16 protein-coding genes and 1 pseudogene are annotated in these 17,208 nt (G+C 36.2%); 8 read left to right on the top strand and 9 right to left on the bottom strand.

Annotation, left to right across the window (positions count from 1 at the left end):
- Window position 1 precedes the first annotated feature (1 nt).
- From dsbD to MZO21_RS00510, 4 genes are all read right to left on the bottom strand, one after another.
- Window positions 2–1,786 (bottom strand): protein-disulfide reductase DsbD, encoded by a 1,785-nt coding sequence (gene dsbD / locus MZO21_RS00525; RefSeq protein WP_248103014.1) that lies wholly within the window; start codon window positions 1,784–1,786, stop codon window positions 2–4.
- A gap of 66 nt (window positions 1,787–1,852) precedes the next feature.
- The gene (locus tag MZO21_RS00520) at window positions 1,853–2,620 is read right to left on the bottom strand and encodes a transporter (RefSeq protein WP_248102961.1); all 768 of its coding nucleotides are present in this window, start codon (window positions 2,618–2,620) and stop codon (window positions 1,853–1,855) included.
- An 18-nt stretch (window positions 2,621–2,638) separates the two neighbouring features.
- Entirely contained in the window at window positions 2,639–3,181 is a 543-nt protein-coding gene (locus MZO21_RS00515) for an ankyrin repeat domain-containing protein (protein WP_248102963.1), read from the bottom strand.
- 133 nt (window positions 3,182–3,314) lie between these two features.
- Window positions 3,315–3,707, bottom strand: a complete 393-nt coding sequence (locus tag MZO21_RS00510; RefSeq protein WP_248102966.1) for an HPF/RaiA family ribosome-associated protein — start codon at window positions 3,705–3,707, stop codon at window positions 3,315–3,317.
- 529 nt (window positions 3,708–4,236) lie between these two features.
- Between MZO21_RS00510 and MZO21_RS00505 the strand changes: the two genes are divergently transcribed.
- Window positions 4,237–4,983, top strand: coding sequence for an outer membrane protein OmpK (locus tag MZO21_RS00505; protein ID WP_248102969.1), 747 nt, complete (start codon window positions 4,237–4,239; stop codon window positions 4,981–4,983).
- A gap of 97 nt (window positions 4,984–5,080) precedes the next feature.
- A complete protein-coding gene (locus MZO21_RS00500; protein ID WP_248102970.1) occupies window positions 5,081–5,590 on the top strand; it encodes a GNAT family N-acetyltransferase in 510 nt (169 codons plus the stop codon).
- A gap of 47 nt (window positions 5,591–5,637) precedes the next feature.
- On the opposite strand, the gene MZO21_RS00495 is transcribed toward MZO21_RS00500, so the two are convergent.
- Window positions 5,638–6,039 (bottom strand): nuclear transport factor 2 family protein, encoded by a 402-nt coding sequence (locus tag MZO21_RS00495; RefSeq protein WP_248102972.1) that lies wholly within the window; start codon window positions 6,037–6,039, stop codon window positions 5,638–5,640.
- Between the two features lie 230 nt (window positions 6,040–6,269).
- Between MZO21_RS00495 and MZO21_RS00490 the strand changes: the two are divergent.
- Window positions 6,270–6,977, top strand: a pseudogene (locus MZO21_RS00490) (phospholipase D family protein).
- A 52-nt stretch (window positions 6,978–7,029) separates the two neighbouring features.
- Here MZO21_RS00490 and parE read toward each other — a convergent pair.
- Together parE and MZO21_RS00480 are read right to left on the bottom strand one after the other, a co-directional pair.
- Window positions 7,030–8,910, bottom strand: a complete 1,881-nt coding sequence (gene parE, locus MZO21_RS00485; protein ID WP_248102975.1) for a DNA topoisomerase IV subunit B — start codon at window positions 8,908–8,910, stop codon at window positions 7,030–7,032.
- Between the two features lie 15 nt (window positions 8,911–8,925).
- Window positions 8,926–9,498: a YqiA/YcfP family alpha/beta fold hydrolase gene (locus tag MZO21_RS00480; RefSeq protein ID WP_248102978.1), complete on the bottom strand. Its 573-nt coding sequence runs from the start codon at window positions 9,496–9,498 to the stop codon at window positions 8,926–8,928.
- Between the two features lie 233 nt (window positions 9,499–9,731).
- Here MZO21_RS00480 and MZO21_RS00475 point away from each other — a divergent pair, with 233 nt between their 5' ends.
- Entirely contained in the window at window positions 9,732–11,063 is a 1,332-nt protein-coding gene (locus MZO21_RS00475; protein WP_248102981.1) for an alpha/beta fold hydrolase, read from the top strand.
- 79 nt (window positions 11,064–11,142) lie between these two features.
- Here MZO21_RS00475 and MZO21_RS00470 read toward each other — a convergent pair whose 3' ends face one another.
- Both MZO21_RS00470 and gshA read right to left on the bottom strand, forming a co-directional pair.
- Window positions 11,143–11,643, bottom strand: coding sequence for a disulfide bond formation protein B (locus MZO21_RS00470; protein WP_248102983.1), 501 nt, complete (start codon window positions 11,641–11,643; stop codon window positions 11,143–11,145).
- A gap of 19 nt (window positions 11,644–11,662) precedes the next feature.
- On the bottom strand, window positions 11,663–13,240 hold the full coding sequence (gene gshA, locus MZO21_RS00465) for a glutamate--cysteine ligase (RefSeq protein ID WP_248102985.1): 1,578 nt from the start codon (window positions 13,238–13,240) through the stop codon (window positions 11,663–11,665).
- 210 nt (window positions 13,241–13,450) lie between these two features.
- Here gshA and MZO21_RS00460 point away from each other — a divergent pair, with 210 nt between their 5' ends.
- From MZO21_RS00460 to MZO21_RS00445, 4 genes are all read left to right on the top strand, one after another.
- Entirely contained in the window at window positions 13,451–13,990 is a 540-nt protein-coding gene (locus MZO21_RS00460) for a DUF924 family protein (protein ID WP_248103017.1), read from the top strand.
- Between the two features lie 43 nt (window positions 13,991–14,033).
- Window positions 14,034–14,594 carry a CC0125/CC1285 family lipoprotein gene (locus MZO21_RS00455; RefSeq protein ID WP_248102987.1) on the top strand — a complete coding sequence of 187 codons (561 nt, stop codon included), beginning with the start codon at window positions 14,034–14,036 and terminating at the stop codon, window positions 14,592–14,594.
- A gap of 14 nt (window positions 14,595–14,608) precedes the next feature.
- Window positions 14,609–15,916, top strand: a complete 1,308-nt coding sequence (locus MZO21_RS00450; protein WP_248102989.1) for a DUF445 domain-containing protein — start codon at window positions 14,609–14,611, stop codon at window positions 15,914–15,916.
- 108 nt (window positions 15,917–16,024) lie between these two features.
- On the top strand, window positions 16,025–17,179 hold the full coding sequence (locus MZO21_RS00445; RefSeq protein WP_248102990.1) for a methionine aminotransferase: 1,155 nt from the start codon (window positions 16,025–16,027) through the stop codon (window positions 17,177–17,179).
- Window positions 17,180–17,208: the final 29 nt, after the last annotated feature.

Raw genomic sequence — 17,208 nt, 5'->3', positions numbered from 1 at the left:
GTTAATCTCCTAAATGCTGTTTAAATTTTTCAATTTGACTAAGCAACTCTTGTTCAGAAAAAGCACCCGTTAAACGTAAATTACGAATTTCTTGTTGTTCCACATTTAAGAATAAATAGGTTGGAGGGCCCAAAATATCACGCTCATTCAATAGAGCTTGATGACCTGCATCATATTCACTTAAGTCAAGTTTAATTAAATAAAAACCTTGAAGTACTTGCTGAACATTTGTCGCCTTCAAAATACGATGCTCTATAGGCTGACACGCGACACACCAATCGGCATATACATCAATAATAATGCCTTGATCTTTTGGTGCTTGAGCCAAAATTTGATGAAATTCTGAAGCAGTATGTGCAACATTCCAAACCATATTTGCAGATGTGCTTGTAGCTGTATTAAAGAACCGTTGGCTTTGTTGATATTGGCTATAAACCATATAAGGCACAGTTAAAATTAAGATCGCGATATATGCCCATTTCCATTGTGTTTTATTCCACATAAAACGAAATAGCACATAGGCAACAAAGCTAATGCCTAATGCCAAACTTAAACATTGGAACCACATTTCGGACAATAATGGGCGCACAAAATACAAAGCTAAAGCGAGCATAATAAATGCAAAAATCACTTTAATTTGATTCATCCACATGCCAACTTTTGGCAAAAACTTAGAACCTAAAATACTGGCAATAAGAAGTGGCGTTCCCATCCCAAAACCCAATGTAAACAGCAACAATGCGCCATGCCACTGACTTTGTGTTTGAGAAATAAAGAGTAATGCACCTGCCAAAGGCGCTGTCATACACGGACCAACCAACAGTGCCGAAATCATACCCATGACCGCGGCACCAACAAGACTTCCACCTTGTTGCATAGCTTGTGCATGATCCAGTTTATTAACCAAAGCCTGCGGTAATTTAAGCTCGAATGCGCCAAATAAATTCAGCGCAAATACTACAAATAACAAGCTAAATGCAATAAGTGTCGATGGTTGTTGCAACCATCTTTGGAAATTTAACCCTGCCGATGATGCAATTAATCCTAAAATTGCATACACCATTGCCATACTACAAACAAAGACCAAAGCAATCACCCATGCTTTCAAGCCTTTGTTATTACGCACAATAAGTGAGGTTAAAATAGGAATCATAGGTAAAGAACATGGCGTAAATGCCAACAAAATACCTAAGCCAAAGAACAGTAATAATCCGTAAATAAATGAACTATCTGCAAGTTTTTCCGACCACATTTGATCTTTAGCAGACTCATCATTATTTAAGTTTTTTGGCGAAGATGTTTCTGTATTATTTACAGCATTTGTCGCTTCATTTTTTTGTGTAGATGCCGCTAAATCCAAAAAGCTTTTTGAGGGCGCTGACTGATTTTTTAATGCAACCAAACCATTAATATCTGTTTCAAATTCTATTTGTTGTGGTGGATAGCAAATTCGATCTTTAGCACACCCTTGCCACATCACTTGATATTTTTTAGAAGCTTCTATAGGAATATTAAAGTGAACTTTCTGATAATAAACTTGAGTTTCCCCATAGTTTTCATCATATAAATTTTGAGCTTTTGGTAAATTTAAAGGAAGTATTTTTGAGTTATTTTTGACTTCAAATTTATGCTGATAAAGATAGTAATTTTCTGGAATCTCCCAATTTAATTGGGCATGTTTGGAATCTATAGATTCAACTGAAAATGCAAAAGCATCTTCTGCCGAACGTAAGGAAGTTTGAGCGTATAAGGCTGTTGAGAGAAGTACGAATAATCCGCCCAACATCCACTTTATAATGACATCCAAACTTGGCTTATTTTCTAGAAGATGCTTTTTCATAGGTTCTTCAAATTAGAATAGGTAAGAAACACCAAATCCTGCTTGATAACCTTTATCTTGACCATTCAAGTCTAAGCCAATCGTTGCATCAACTTGGGCACGTTCATTAAAGGCATAAATTACACCTGAACCTAAGTTATATTCAACATCTTGACCTTCTTGTTTACGATAAACCAACTCAGAAAAACCTGACCAGTTACCAGCAATCAGATACTCAACTGTTGGTACAGCTGTTACTGCCCAATTGCTGTTTTGAACTTCATAAATCATAGAAATAGACGTTGTAAGCTGATCACTGTGATCATAAGCAACCACTGAACCTAAGCTATAAATGTCTTTGTCGTTGGTAAATTCATCATTACCTGTTGCAATTACAGCTTGCGCCAAAACTGCCATCGACATTTTTTCATCATCAAGCTCAATGGCTTTTTTCAAACCAATGCTTACATCGCCTAAACCATGCTTAGATTCTTTGATTTTGCCTACTTTAGATTGTGTCCACTGTGGACCGTCCCAACCTAATTGTAATTCAAGCCCTTCGGCTAAACCTATACGTAATAGTACATCTGCACTATACGTCGATTTTTTTAACTTACCATTTTCTGTTTTTTCTTCAGAATAGCTATAGCTTGGTAAAGATTGTTCCCAAGCAAGCTTACCTACAGGTGTAATACCCGTGCCTATACCAGAACCTGCATGATCAAATGAAAATTCAGTAGCAACTGCATTTGCACTTAAACCTGCCAATAAAGCGAACCCTAAAGTTTTTAATGCTGACATAATTGTTATCTCAAATAATTAAACCAATTCTTTTGTCATTTTTGCGCCATGACTGCGTAAAAGTTCTAACGTCTGTTTTTCTTCTTCTAATGCTTCTGACCAATTAATTTCATCGAAGTCACAATCGAAGAATAAATCACTAATTGAAGTTAAAATTGTTAGACCTTCTTCATCTTTCGTATTTGGGTTCACTTTTTCTTCTAATAAACGTTTTACTACCGGTACACATGCAGAGCTTGCAGCATCCCAAAGAGGACCATACACTTCTTCTGAATCCCACAAATGAACATTTACTTTCGCTTGAATCAGCACTTCTAAAATTTCTAAATGTACCGCTAAATTTGCTTGTTTTTGTTCTGCACTTAACGGTGTTCCCGCTTCATGCGCTTCACAAATTTCTTCCCACCATTTAAACAAACCATCAGACCATACAGAAATTGCAGGACCTTTTTCACCATCAATAAAATTTGGATCGAGCCCATCTGCTAAAAGGCTTTTTACTTGTGCAAGGTTTGCTTCTTCTAATGCTTGCACCAAGAATTGTTGCTGCGCTGTTAACATGGAGAGAACTCTCATTAATTTAATTTATGTGTATTATGCAGAATATTTACCCATTTGTTGAAATTAAATATGCATACACTATTTTAATTCTGTAAAAAACCATAAAAAAAAGCCCCACAGGGCTTTTTCAGACTCAATGTTGAGGACTGTAGTCATCTAAATCTTCGTCTACAATACCGTCATCGGCATCTACAAATGCAGGTTGAGCACTACGCGGCTTTTCATTTTTTTCAAATGTATGCTCTAGGCTTCGTTTTAAGCGTTCAATTGCACCATGAATTGCAGTATCAATGTTATGACCTTTATGATTCACAACCACTGGTTTTAAGCCTGCTGGACGTGCTTCAATCATACATTTGATGTCGGCCTCGCCACCCTTAGGGCCATTTTCATCGCTTAAATGTACTGAAAAATGCGTAATTTTTTCGCTGTGACGTTGGAATTCTTGATGTAGCTCTTCACGCACATAAGTAATGAGTCTGTCACTATTTTGAATGTTTTTATCTGTACGTAGTTCAATATTCATATAATTCCATCCTCTTCTTTATTTGTATCTTTTCTTGCACAAAACTTATTATCTTGGCACGTTGGTAACCCACTGCTATAAGCAGTAATAGAACATCTTCAATCTATTTTGGAATACATCCTCCACATTGAATGATGAACACTAACGAGGTCTGCAGAACCGTGTCCTTATACTTTCAATATCGGGCCTAACTTAAAATTTTGCAAGTAATATTTGAAAAATAATATTTTATAACAAGCCTTCTATTTAAATAAAAAGGAACACAGTACATTTAAATATACGGAAACTTTAGCCAAATTATCAAATCGTTCATTTTAAATCGTTCGATATAAAATTTTAAAAATGTGCCTTATTACTCAATGACATATTTATATCAATATATTCCTTTAAGAATCAAAACTTTTGAAGTTGTAATTTTATAACAAAAGATAAATTCTACTTATAAGCATTGACCAACCATCTTTTTTGACTTTATTTTTGCTTAATAACATGTATTCTTTACACGTTTTTTTGGGGAAGTAAAACTTTCATGAAATTTAATCAAATTGTAGCTACAACTGTTCTTGCAACAACTGCGGCATTCACTCAAGCAGCTCCTGTTTGGCAAGACTTTAGCATTACTGGTTTGTATGGCGAAAACTATGCGCATCCTGCGAATGGTAAAGACGATAACCAACAAACGACTATTACTGCAGAATATGCAGCAAAGTTAACATATGGCGATTTTTTTGCATTTGCTGACCGTGCAAATAATGACTTTGAAAATAGTACTTATTTCGAGATTTCACCACGTTTAAGCCTCGGTGCTGTAACTGGTCAAAAACTTGAATTTGGTCCTATTAAAGATGTTTTAATTGCAACAACTTGGGAAGGCAATAGCTCAAATTCACCTGGCGCTGACTTTAACAACTACCTTTATGGTATTGGTTTCGACTTAGCTATTCCTTACTTCCAGTATGCTCAATTGAATTTCTATAAAGCAGACAATGAAAAAGGCACAGATGACGATTACCAAATGACGGTAACGTATGGCGTACCGTTCAAAGTAGGTACTGAAGAATTCTTAGTTGATGGTTTCCTTGATTGGTCAACGGCTGAAGAAGATCACGCAAGTGAACTAAACTGGACGACTCAATGGAAATGGAATGTTGGTAAACACATTTCTCCAGAAACTCGTTTATACCTAGGTGTTGAACACTCTGTGTGGAACAACAAATACGGTATTAAAGGCTTAGATCAAAATGACGTAAGTGCTTTAGTTAAGTACCACTTCTAATTGATTTGAAGTCTAAAAAAGCAAGGCAATCGCCTTGCTTTTTTTATGTCTTAACGTGCATGATTCAACTTATAGTTCTCATATTTAATGCCATTTTATGTCTTATATTATTCGCCCTGCGACAGAACAAGATTTACCTGAAATTTTAGAAATCTATAACACTGAAATTCTAAATGGCTTGGCAACATGGAATGAGCAACCTTACGACTTAAAACACTTGCAAATTTGGCTTAAACAACTCCAACAGCAAAATTTTCCTGTATTTGTAGTTAAAGACTCAATAAAAAGTAAAGTTTCAGGCTACGCAGATTACGCATCTTTTCGAAATTTTTCTGGCTATAAATATAGTGTTGAACATTCAGTTTATATTTCACCTGAATATGTTAAACAAGGTTTAGGTAAACGTTTGATGCAACATCTTATTGAACATGCAAAATTCAACAATATGCATGTGATGATTGCAGGAATTGATCATGAAAATATTGGATCAATTGAACTGCATAAAAAACTGGGTTTTGTACAAACAGGATATATGCCTCAAGTAGGTCAAAAATTTGGGAAATGGCGAGATTTGGTTTTAATGCAACTGATGTTAAATAATGAATAAAACAATAAAAAAGCGCAAATAAATGCGCTTTTTTATTTTGGGAGATATTAAGAAATTACAATGTAATCTTCATCGGCAGCAGAGCTTGCAAACTCTTCCATACGTGTAATTAGACCATTTTCAAAGGTATATATTTGCACCCATTTTTGAGCCAAAATACTGCCATCCTCTACTTTAATAAACTTTTCTTTACCCGTCACAATAATCGTATTTCCTTGTTGATAAGTATTTAAAATATCGAAGTATTCAACTTTTAAAGTTGTGAAGTTCGCTTGGAAAAATTGGTTTACACCTGCTTTTCCTTCAAAGCGTAATGACGGTAATTTTTGTGTTCCATGATGAATCCAAACTGAATCATCCGATACCGTTTCTACTGCGGCTTCTACATTTTGCTCAGCAAATGCTGCATACATTTTATCGAGTGTTATTTGTTCTACTGTACGGCTCATTTTATTTACCTTTATATCTGTTTTGTTGATGTAACGAGCATACGATTTTTATACTTTTAAAAGCACTATCATGAGTGATAGTCTATTTTTTGATGATATTTCAGTTCTATTTTTTATTTATGTTGGATTTTTAGAAATTAAGCATTTATTTCATATAGCTTTTAGTCTTAGCTCAACCATTATTATGCTTTAATATTCCTCTAATAATTTTAATTAATTGGGGGGAATAAGTGGCTAAGTTTTTGAATACAAGTGCAACTAACTTTTTTTTAGAAGAACTCATTAAAAATGCGAAAGAACGCCTTATTCTGATCAGTCCTTATTTAAGATTAAATGATCGAATTAAAGAATTACTTGAAGATAAAGACCGTCTAAAAATTGATATTCGAATTGTTTATGGTAAAAGTGATTTACATCCCGATGAAATAAAATGAATGCAAAAACTAGATTATGTTCGCTTAAGTTTCTGCAAAAACTTACATGCAAAATGTTATTTAAATGAATCTGAATGCATTATTTCTAGTTTAAATCTTTATGAATTTAGCCAAGTCAATAATAATGAAATGGGCATCCTCGTTCGCAAATATGAAGATAATGATGTCTTTAAAGAAGCGTACGAAGAGGCACAACGTATTATTCGTATTAGTGATGAAGTTAGAATTACGTTAGATGAAGTAAAGGCTGAAACGAGCGCCAATGAAGATATAGAAACAGAAAAGCAAACTGCTACTTTTGAAAAACTTACGACTTCTAAATTAGCAGCAAAACATAAATTGAAAACAACTGAACTATTAGAAAAACTAGTCAAAAAAAATTTACTTATCCTAAATGAAAATGGAAAACATTATTTAACCGACTCAGGTAAAGCAATTGGTGGAGAATTCAGAGCAAGTCAATATGGTGGGTATTTTCTTTGGCCAGAAAATATTGACCTTTAAACTACTCTCTTAAAAGAAACCGTACATTTGCACGGTTTCTTTCATCAAAAAATTAAACCACCAAATCAGCTAGATTACCTTTTTGTTCTAACCAATCTTTACGGTCACCAGAACGCTTTTTAGCAAGTAACTTATCTAATAAGCCCGCAGTAAACTGCATATCATCTAGATCAAGCTGAACCAAACGACGTGTATCTGGGTCAAGTGTAGTTTCACGAAGCTGACTTGCGTTCATCTCACCCAATCCTTTAAATCGAGTAATTTGAGGATTTTTGGTTTTACACTTCTTCAAAATACCGTCAAGTTCAGCATCATCTAAAGCGTAATGAACTTCTTTTGCATCATCAATTCGGTACAGCGGTGGCATTGCAACAAACAAATGCCCTGCTTCAACCAATGTTGGGAAATGCTTCACAAACAACGCACATAATAATGTCGCAATGTGTAAACCATCCGAATCGGCATCGGCAAGAATACAAATTTTACCGTAACGAAGCTCTGAAAGATCGTCACTGCCTGGGTCTACGCCAATCGCAATTGCAATATTATGAACTTCTTGAGATGCCAAAACTTCATCTGATGAGACTTCCCAAGTATTTAAAATTTTGCCTCGAATTGGCATAATTGCTTGGAAGTTTTTATCTCGTGCTTGTTTTGCAGAACCGCCCGCAGAGTCACCTTCCACAATAAATAATTCAGATTCTTCAAGGGTATGTCCTACACAATCTGACAATTTCCCCGGAAGTGTTGGCCCAGAAACAATCTTTTTACGCTCTACTTTTTTCGCTGCTTTTAAACGACGACCTGCTTTACTAATCATCATTTCAGCTAATTGCATAGCAACGTCTGAATTTTGATTGAGCCACAATGCAAACGCATCTTTGGCAATGTTAAGCACAATACCAGAAGCTTCACGGCTTGAAAGACGTTCTTTGGTTTGTCCTGAGAATTGTGGTTCTTGGAACTTTAAAGACAGAATATAGTTCACGCCATCCCAAACATCTTCAGCAGAAAGTTTAAGATTCCGCGGTAACAAATTACGTAATTCACAGAATTCACGCATTGCATCTGTTACACCTGAACGTAAACCGTTCACATGCGTACCGCCTTGTGCGGTTGGAATTAAGTTCACATAACTTTCTTGAGTGCTTTCGCCACCTTCAATATTCCAACAAATAGCAAATTCTGCACTTGATCGATCTGCTTCGCCCGTTGCTACAAATGCAGGATGTGGAACGATCTCACGATCTTCCAATTCATCCATTAAGTAGTCGACTAGACCATTTTCAAACTGCCAAACAATTTTTTCATCGTTAATTTGGTCTACATAAGTAATTTGTAAACCTGCAGCTAAAACTGCTTTTGCTTTTAAATTATGTTTTAACGCTTTTAGTCCAAATTTTGGTGAATCGAAATATTTTGCTTCAGGCCAAAAATGAACAGATGTTCCGCTTGCACGTTTTGGTGCTTTACCTTCTAAAACTTCAAGTGGCGCAATAGCTTCACCTTGTTCAAACGCCATTTTGTAAAGGTTGCCTTGACGCTTAACTTCAACTTCCACACGTGTAGATAAGGCATTTACCACCGAAATACCTACACCATGCAAACCACCTGAAAATTGGTAGTTATCGGTACTAAATTTACCGCCCGCATGAAGCTTGGTCAGAATAATTTCGATACCACTTTGCCCATATTCGGGGTGAATATCGACTGGCATACCACGACCGTTATCATCTACAGACAATGAACCATCTTTATAAACGGTTACCGTAATTTGGTTGGCATGACCTGCAAGTGCCTCATCGACAGCATTATCAATAACCTCTTGCGCCAAATGGTTTGGACGAGTGGTATCTGTATACATGCCGGGACGACGGCGTACTGGGTCTAAACCAGATAAAACTTCAAGTGATTGAGCCGTATATTGAGACACGTTGTACTGTTTCCTTTATTTTATGCTGTCCGATAAAAACCGCAGTGCCATTGGGATTTTAGTTTTAAAATCCTCCATTGCATGATTTCCATTGGATTCGCTAATGAGCAAAGACCGCTTATAATAGCGTTCTGCTTCACGATAATCCAAGACTTCATCGCCTTGTTGTAATAACACCAATATTTTGTCTGCATCTTGCACAAACGGTACAGCAAGTTGTTCTAAATCGATCAAGTGAGCATGATCTAAAGTCCATGTATCACAGACTTTGTACGGAATCTGCTCATCCCCAAATAAATCTTTAAATAACTTCCATGGTCGCATAGCAGGATTAATTAAAACAGCAGGAACAGCAAACTTTGCGACCAACTGCGTTGCGTAAAATCCGCCTAAACTACTTCCAACTACAGCAACATTATCTAAGCTGCGAATTAAGCTTTCCATATTTTTCATGACATCTAAAGGTGGCATGTTTAAATCTGGTAGATGTATCTTAATGTTTGTTTGTTGTTCCACATAGTCATTTAACCACCGTCCTTTCATAGAAAGTGGTGTACTTTGAAAGCCATGTAAGTAAATAAGATTCATCAATTTTTGCTTATTTCGTAAAATCAATTTAAACTATTTTATGTGATATTCATCACTCATGTTTAAATTTGTACTTTAAATATAATTGTCAGACAAAATAACTTAAAAATAGTGATCTTGCCCTGTACTTTTAAAGTTGTTCTAAACAACTTTGTTCATCGTAGAATTTTATACCGCGATCACGATTAAAAATAAAGAGTTAATAAAATGATCACCTTAAGAGGTGCCAAAATATGCCAAGTTTAACGCCACTGCATGAAACATACTGTAAATGGGATCGAACGCCTCCAAGTCAGGCAGACCTTTTAGAGGGTGTTGCTCAAGTTGTAAGTACGCCTTTGAATCATGTTGCACGCGAGCTTATTCAAACCATTCAACATGAAGTTATTTCGAGTGTTTTTGGAATTAGTCGTAAAAAATCGACCAAATTAAAAAATAATTCTAATATTCAAAAATTTTATAAATACTCTTTTGACACTATTCAAGACTACGGTAGCCAATATATTGCGCCTGGTTTACGTCAAATTATTACTAAATTCCCAACGCTCCACGCTTCACCACTTACACCCAAACAGCATTATTTTGTAGGTGCTTTAAATGGCGTTTGCGGAGATTATTTGCTGAAACAGCAAAATCCAATTAGTTTACCTATGGTTATTTACGACCATTATGGAAGCGTACAAAAAGGCGAGCTTACAGGTCATGTCGTGCTGTTTATTCATGGCCTGTGTATGAACCATTTAGATTGGTCAAATCCGCAATTTGGTGGCATAGGTGAAAAACTTTTAGCACAGCGTGACCATAACACCATGTTGTATTTAAATTACAACACAGGACGTCGTATTTCATCGAACGGACATAGCTTAGCAAATACCCTTGAAGACTTAATTCAGCGAAATCCTAAAATTAGTAGTTTGAGTTTAATTGGCCATAGCATGGGTGGTTTAGTTGCCCGTAGTGCATTGTTTTATGCAAAGCAAAGTCTGCATTCATGGTTACATTTAACGGAAAATTTAGTTTGTCTTGCATCGCCACATCATGGTGCTGCGCTAGAACGTTTTAGTTTTAATGTTCAAAATAAATTAGGCAGATTTCCTGTTGTCAGAATTTTTGGTCATTTATTTAATATACGTAGCAATGGTATTTTAGATTTACGCCACGGCAGTATTCGAGATGATGACTGGGAATATAACGATGCGCGTGTTGGCTTTGTAGATGATCATCGAAAACCTGCACCATTGCCCTCGCATATTCAGTCATATTTAATTGCTGGTTCAATTGAACGTGAGAAAAAGAATAAAACGTCTCGCCATCTTTTTGGTGATTATTTGGTGAGTATACAAAGTGCTTTGGGTGAACATCCAAATCCACGTTTACAGCTTAATGTTTCAGACTCACACAAAGCGATTTTTTATGGTTTAAGCCATTTTAGCATTCATCATAACTCAAGTGTTGCAGAACAAATTGCGCTTTGGTTTTACCCATTTCAGCAAGAAAATTCTAGTGAACAAGTTCATGAATATTTTATTAATTTAGATCGTTATAACGGAATTGCTTTAACCTAAAAATAACCTTCTAACAAAATAAAAGAGCACTAAAAAAGCCAGTTTTAAACTGGCTTTTTTATATTTTTAACTTGGCATTTTAAGCAGGATATTTTCTAAATAGTTGCCACACACTTACTAAAGCTAAAACAGCAAAAAATAAGAATGACCAAACAGGTAAAGATTGCCCTAAGAATGACCAATCAACAACTGCGCACTCTCCAGAACCGCTTAAAACCTGAGATAAAACCGATTTCAATGGAAGAGCATCAACTAAATAATCTAAACCAGGTCCACAACTTGGTACTTGATCTGGTGGTAAGTTTTGTAGCCAAACATGACGTGCAGCCACGCCAGCAGACCAAAGAATACCAACTAAACCAAGTAAGGCATAAACACGCTTCATGATATTTGAAGCAGGATTATGAATAAATGCAATAAGTGAAACTACACCTAAAGCAATTAAACCAACACGCTGAAATACGCACAGCGGACAAGGCTCAAAACCTTGCACATGCTCTAAATACAAAGCGAATGCCATACCAATGACACTAGCTAAAAATAAAAAACCACTCACGAAGCGATATCGACTCCAATTCATGGTAAATCCTCTTTAATTTTTATCGAAATTGAGCAAGAAACTCCTCAAAACTTTGTGTTGTATCTTGCTCGAGCTGTTCTTGCTTTTCTAAAGATGCTTGCGCTGTTTCTTTAAAATAAGCCGATGTTGTTTTACTTAACTTATGTTTTTCATAAGCTTCAGCATGTTGTAATGCTAAGTGACTACCAAAATTCCAAGTGCCACCATGTTCTAAAGTATCTGCAATCATTTTAGCAGATAGGGTTTCATCTACTTCATCCACTCGTGCTTGCATAAGTTGCAAAGCATTTGAGTAAATTTGAGTTTGGTATGCATCATCTAATAATTCAGCAAAAACCTGCATATTATTTAAATATGTACGGCTCCAATCTTCAATAAAATGTACTTGACCATTTTCAACAATAGATGCATTTGGCGCACGACCACGATTCACAACTTCTGTTTGGTTTTTCTCAATCACATCTTGTTCTTGCTCTAGAAGTTCAGGGCTGTCTGTAAGTAAACAATACAGTGCCAATACTTCTAAGAAACCTGCTGTGTTTTCATCAATACCAATTGGGCTATACGGATTCACATCTACAGCACGTAATTCTACATAGCCAATACCACGGTTTGCTAATGCTTCAGACGGTGTTTCTCCATCTTTTGGCACTTGTTTTGGACGTACCAAACTGTAGTATTCATTTTCAATTTGAAGAACGTGGTCATTAATTTGTAGTGGCTCACCATTGGTATCATTTAACCCTAAACGGCTAAATGGTTTATATGATGTTTTCACTGCTTTTTGTAAGCCACTTAAATAATCTGGCAAATTATTGTAGTGAATACCTAATTGTTTTTGCGCAGAGTTTTGATAACCAAAACGTCCCATGCGCAGTGCCGTTGCAAAAGGTAAATACAATGTCCCTTTCAATAATGGCAATAAATGATGTTCACGTCCTGTCATAAAGCACTTACAAACAGACGGACTTGCACCAACTAAAAACATCACCAACGGCGTTAAACGAATAAAATTACGAATTAAACCTAAATAACGATGGCTTCGATAATCTTGTGCGCTCAGTGCTTTTAGTTTTTCGTCTGTTTCGTTACTTTGCAGTGCTTCAAATAATTGATCTGGGAAAGATAAGTTGTAATGAACGCCTGAAATCGTTTGCATACGACGACCATAACGCACACCCAAACCACGGCGATACAATGTTTTAAATAAACCAATATTTGACGTGCCATATTGCGCCAAACGAATGCTGTCATCGGCATCATCTAACATACATGGCATTGAAAGTGGCCACAGCTTTTCTTCATTTTCTAAGTGCTGATGCGCAACGGTATGAATATCTGTTAAATAATCTAAAGTTTCTTGAATACTTGCTTTTGGAGGCGTAATAAACTCCATTAAAGCTTCAGAATAGTCTGTAGTAATATGCGGATGCGTCAATGCCGAACCCAACGCTTTAGGATGTGATTCTTGGGAGAGGAATCCGTCACTTTGCATACGTAAAGTTTCACGTTCTATGCCACGTAACATCCCTTTGAATAGCGAAGATTCCACCCAAGCTGGTAATTGTTCTTGAGAGGTCGATTCAGGTTGACTCATTACTATCTCGCTTATGGAAGAAACTACATAAATAAAATCATAAGTTTATATCAATATACTCGGTTTGAGTGACTACTCCATACAAGCTGTCTAGTTTTTACTCGAAACAGATCATATATTTTTTGCAATTTTTTATCACAAACTTACTCTTTTAGACATATAAAATTTGTGTTTCTATAAACATATAAAAGATAAAGAGATATAAAAGTGATGAATTATCAAGTGATTCTCGATTTTTGGTTCAATGAAAAAACTCAACCTCTATGGTTTGCAAAAAGTGATGAATTTGACCAACTGATATTAAAAAACTTTAAAAATATTCATCAACAAGCTGCGCAAGCAGAATTATGGCAATGGCGTGAAACTACGGAAGGTCGTTTAGCTGAAATTATTGTACTCGATCAGTTTTCACGTAATTTATATAGAAACTCGCCAAAAGCTTTTGCTCAAGATGCTTTAGCACTTGCTCTTGCTCAAGAAGCAATTCACTTAGGTTTAGACCAAAAATTAACTGAAGATTACCGTAAATTTTTATACATGCCTTTCATGCATAGCGAATCAAAAATCATACATGAACAAGCATTAAAACTATTTCAAGATTTAGGAAATCCAATTAACTTAGACTTTGAAATTAAACACAAAGTGATTATTGATCGTTTTGGACGTTATCCGCATCGCAATGCTATTTTAGGTCGTGAATCTACGGCTGAAGAAATTGAGTTTTTAACACAACCAAATAGCAGTTTTTAACCTTCTCCCCTTGCTACTTAATTATCCGATAAGGAGATATAGCATGAAAAAAATATTGATTGGTTTAGCCGTCGCAACAACGCTCACTATAACAGGTTGTGCGACCTTACCAAGTAAACCGCGTACATTCGATCAATTGGGTCAGTTTTCAACTACACCACTCAATGCGAAAACATACCGCATTAGTTTTGTTACAGACTCAAATATGAGCTACGGTACAGCCGAAGAAATTACTTTGGTCAAAGCTGCGCAAACAACGCTAAAAAATGGTTTCCGCTTTTTTAAAGTGATGGATGACCCAAGTAATCGTTCGCAAAAACCACCTCGTCAAGCCGTAGTATATCCAAATCCGCCAATGTATGGCCCGTATGGCTATCACCGTCGTCATCCTGCATTTTGGTCTGACCCATTTTTTGATACACCACAAGTTGTAAATGTAGAACCTGCTCAGGTTTCCTATACAATTGAATGCTTTAAAGACCAAAAATCTGCACCAGAAGAAGCTTTTGATGCGTCTCTCATCTTACAATCTTTGGGTCAAAAATATGGTTTGAGTCCAAAAGGTGATGTGTTACAACCTGAACCAAGTACTCCAGCCAAATAAATAACGGAACATCTATGGCAATACCAGATCGAGATATTTCACCAAGTTTACAGCGTAGTAAAAAGTTTGCCACTTGGGCACTCATTGCTGCGGTGTGTGTTTGGATCGCCTTAATGGTGACCGCAAAACTTGTTCCTGAATATGTCTGGCTTATTCACATTTTAATGCTTTCTGCAGAAGCAGGTGTTGTAGGTGGATTAGCCGATTGGTATGCCATTACCGTTTTATTTCGTAATCCTTTTGGGAAAATGCCAATTCCAAAATTTTTACGTGACCATACGGAAATTATTCCTCGCAACAAAGCTCGTATTGCAGAGTCGATGGGACGTTTTGTTCAGGAAAATTTTCTATCTCCACAAATTGTAGAAAAAAGCCTGAACAATACCGATGTGTCTTTAGCGGTTGGACAATGGCTCGCAAACCCTAAAAATAATGTACAAGTCACACAAGTTATTCAACAAACTGCACCTAAAGTTTTTGAGTTTATTGGGCAAGAACAAATCGCTCACTTTATTCAATCGAACAGTGTTCAATGGGTCAAAAATACAGACGTCAATTACTTAGCAAGTGAAATGCTTCGTGCAGTTTTAGAGAATGATTTCCATCAAGATGTATTACAACGTGGTTTAGATGTTGCTCATGAATGGATGATTCAGCATCCTGAACAAGTACAACGCTTGTCTAAGCAATTATTTAAAGAAATTGGCGTTTGGAAAATTGCCAAAGGCGCTAGCTTCTTTGGTTTAGATGTTCAACAACGTTCGATTGATTCGCTTATTCAAAAAATTGAAGCGATGCTTTCCGATGCCAATCACCCTTGGCGTGTTCATATTGAAGAATTTGGACAAGAACTGATGCTACAACTTGCAGATAAAAATAGTGCTGCAAGCATTAAACTCAATGAAACGAAAAACTCATTGCTCGAAAGTCCACAAGTACTCAATTTTATTAGCGGTGCTGTGGTCATTTTATGCGATGCAATTAAAAATGACTTAGAAAAACCAAATTCAGGAATTGCAGAAAATATTCGAATTGCCATTCAACAAGTGGGCGAAAATATTGTGTCGAATGACTCTGTTCGTCAATTGTTAAATGAAAAAATTGGTGGAATTGCCATTAATTTATCTGATCAGTACAGCGAAAAAGTCATTCGTTTTATTAGCGAACGTATTCACGAATGGGACTCTCGTGAAATGATCGACAAAATTGAAAATGAAGTCGGTGGCGATTTACACATGATTCGTGTGAATGGTGTTGTCGTCGGTGCATTTATTGGTTTAGCTTTAGGAATTATCCGTGCCATTGTAGATGTGCTTTTATAGCGCCATTCAGTCAATTTATTGATGTCTTCTTCAACTTTTTAGAATACGCAAATTTAGCTGACCGTGCTATGTTAAATACTATGATTAAATTAACAATTTAGTGCGGTCATGATCGAAATCCAATCCAAACTTCCTATGCAAGGCGTGACCATTTTCAGTGTAATGTCTGCCCTTGCTCAACGCTTAAATGCTTTAAATCTATCTCAAGGATTTCCTGATTTTCCTGCACCACCTGCCTTATTAGAAGAACTTAGCCAAGCCACTTTGGATGGTTTTAACCAATATTCATCAGGCGATGGCTTACTCACTTTACGTGAACAAGTAGCAGCGCAATTTTTAAAACGAGATGGACTTCAACTCGATCCTGTTTCAGAAATTACCATTACTCCAGGGGCAACCATTGGCATTTTTAGTGCCATTCAAGCGATTGTTCATGCAGGTGATGAAGTCATTATTTTCGACCCGAGCTACGACAGTTACGCACCAACTATTCAGCTAGTGGGTGCAACACCTATTCATATTCCGCTCACTACACCTGACTTTTCAGTCGATTGGAATAAAGTAAAAAGTGCTATTTCTGCAAAAACCAAAATGATAATTGTGAACACGCCACATAATCCCTCAGGAGCCATTTGGTCAAAGCAAGATTGGTCGAATTTAATTGAACTAATTCAAAATACGAATATTGTTGTGTTATCCGATGAAGTCTATGAACATTTAATTTTTGATGGACAACAACATTATTCCGCGTTGTCATTTCCTGAATTACGTCATCGCAGTTATGTAGTTGGGTCTTTTGGTAAAACCTTTCATGTGACAGGTTGGAAAACTGGATATTGCATTGCTTCACCTGAGCTCATGAAAGTATTCCGCCAAGTTTATCAATTTGCTAATTTCTGTGGTGTTACACCTGTTCAAGTTGCACTTGCAAACTTTATGCAAAAGCATCCTGAACATATTGCAGAACTTGGTTCTTTTTACCAAGCCAAACGTGATTTATTTAACGCAGGTCTTGAACAATCACGTTTTAAATTTACACCCTCTTCAGGCACATATTTCCAAAGCTTAGATTACAGCAACATTCGCCCAGATTTAAGCGATGTAGAAATGTGCCAATATTTGGCTGAACAACATAAAATTGTGTCTATTCCTGTCTCTGTTTTTTACAAAAATAAACCGCAAGATTTACGTATTTTACGCTTCTGTTTTGCCAAAAAAGATGAAACCTTAATTCGTGCAGGTGAAATTCTTTCTAGCATCTAAATTTAAACAAAAACATCTATAAAATTAAG

Source organism: Acinetobacter portensis (assembly GCF_023158935.1).
Classification (GTDB): Bacteria; Pseudomonadota; Gammaproteobacteria; order Pseudomonadales; family Moraxellaceae; genus Acinetobacter; species Acinetobacter faecalis.
The sequence above is the reverse complement of the archived record's forward strand: the minus strand, read 5'-3'. Positions and strand labels throughout refer to the sequence as shown.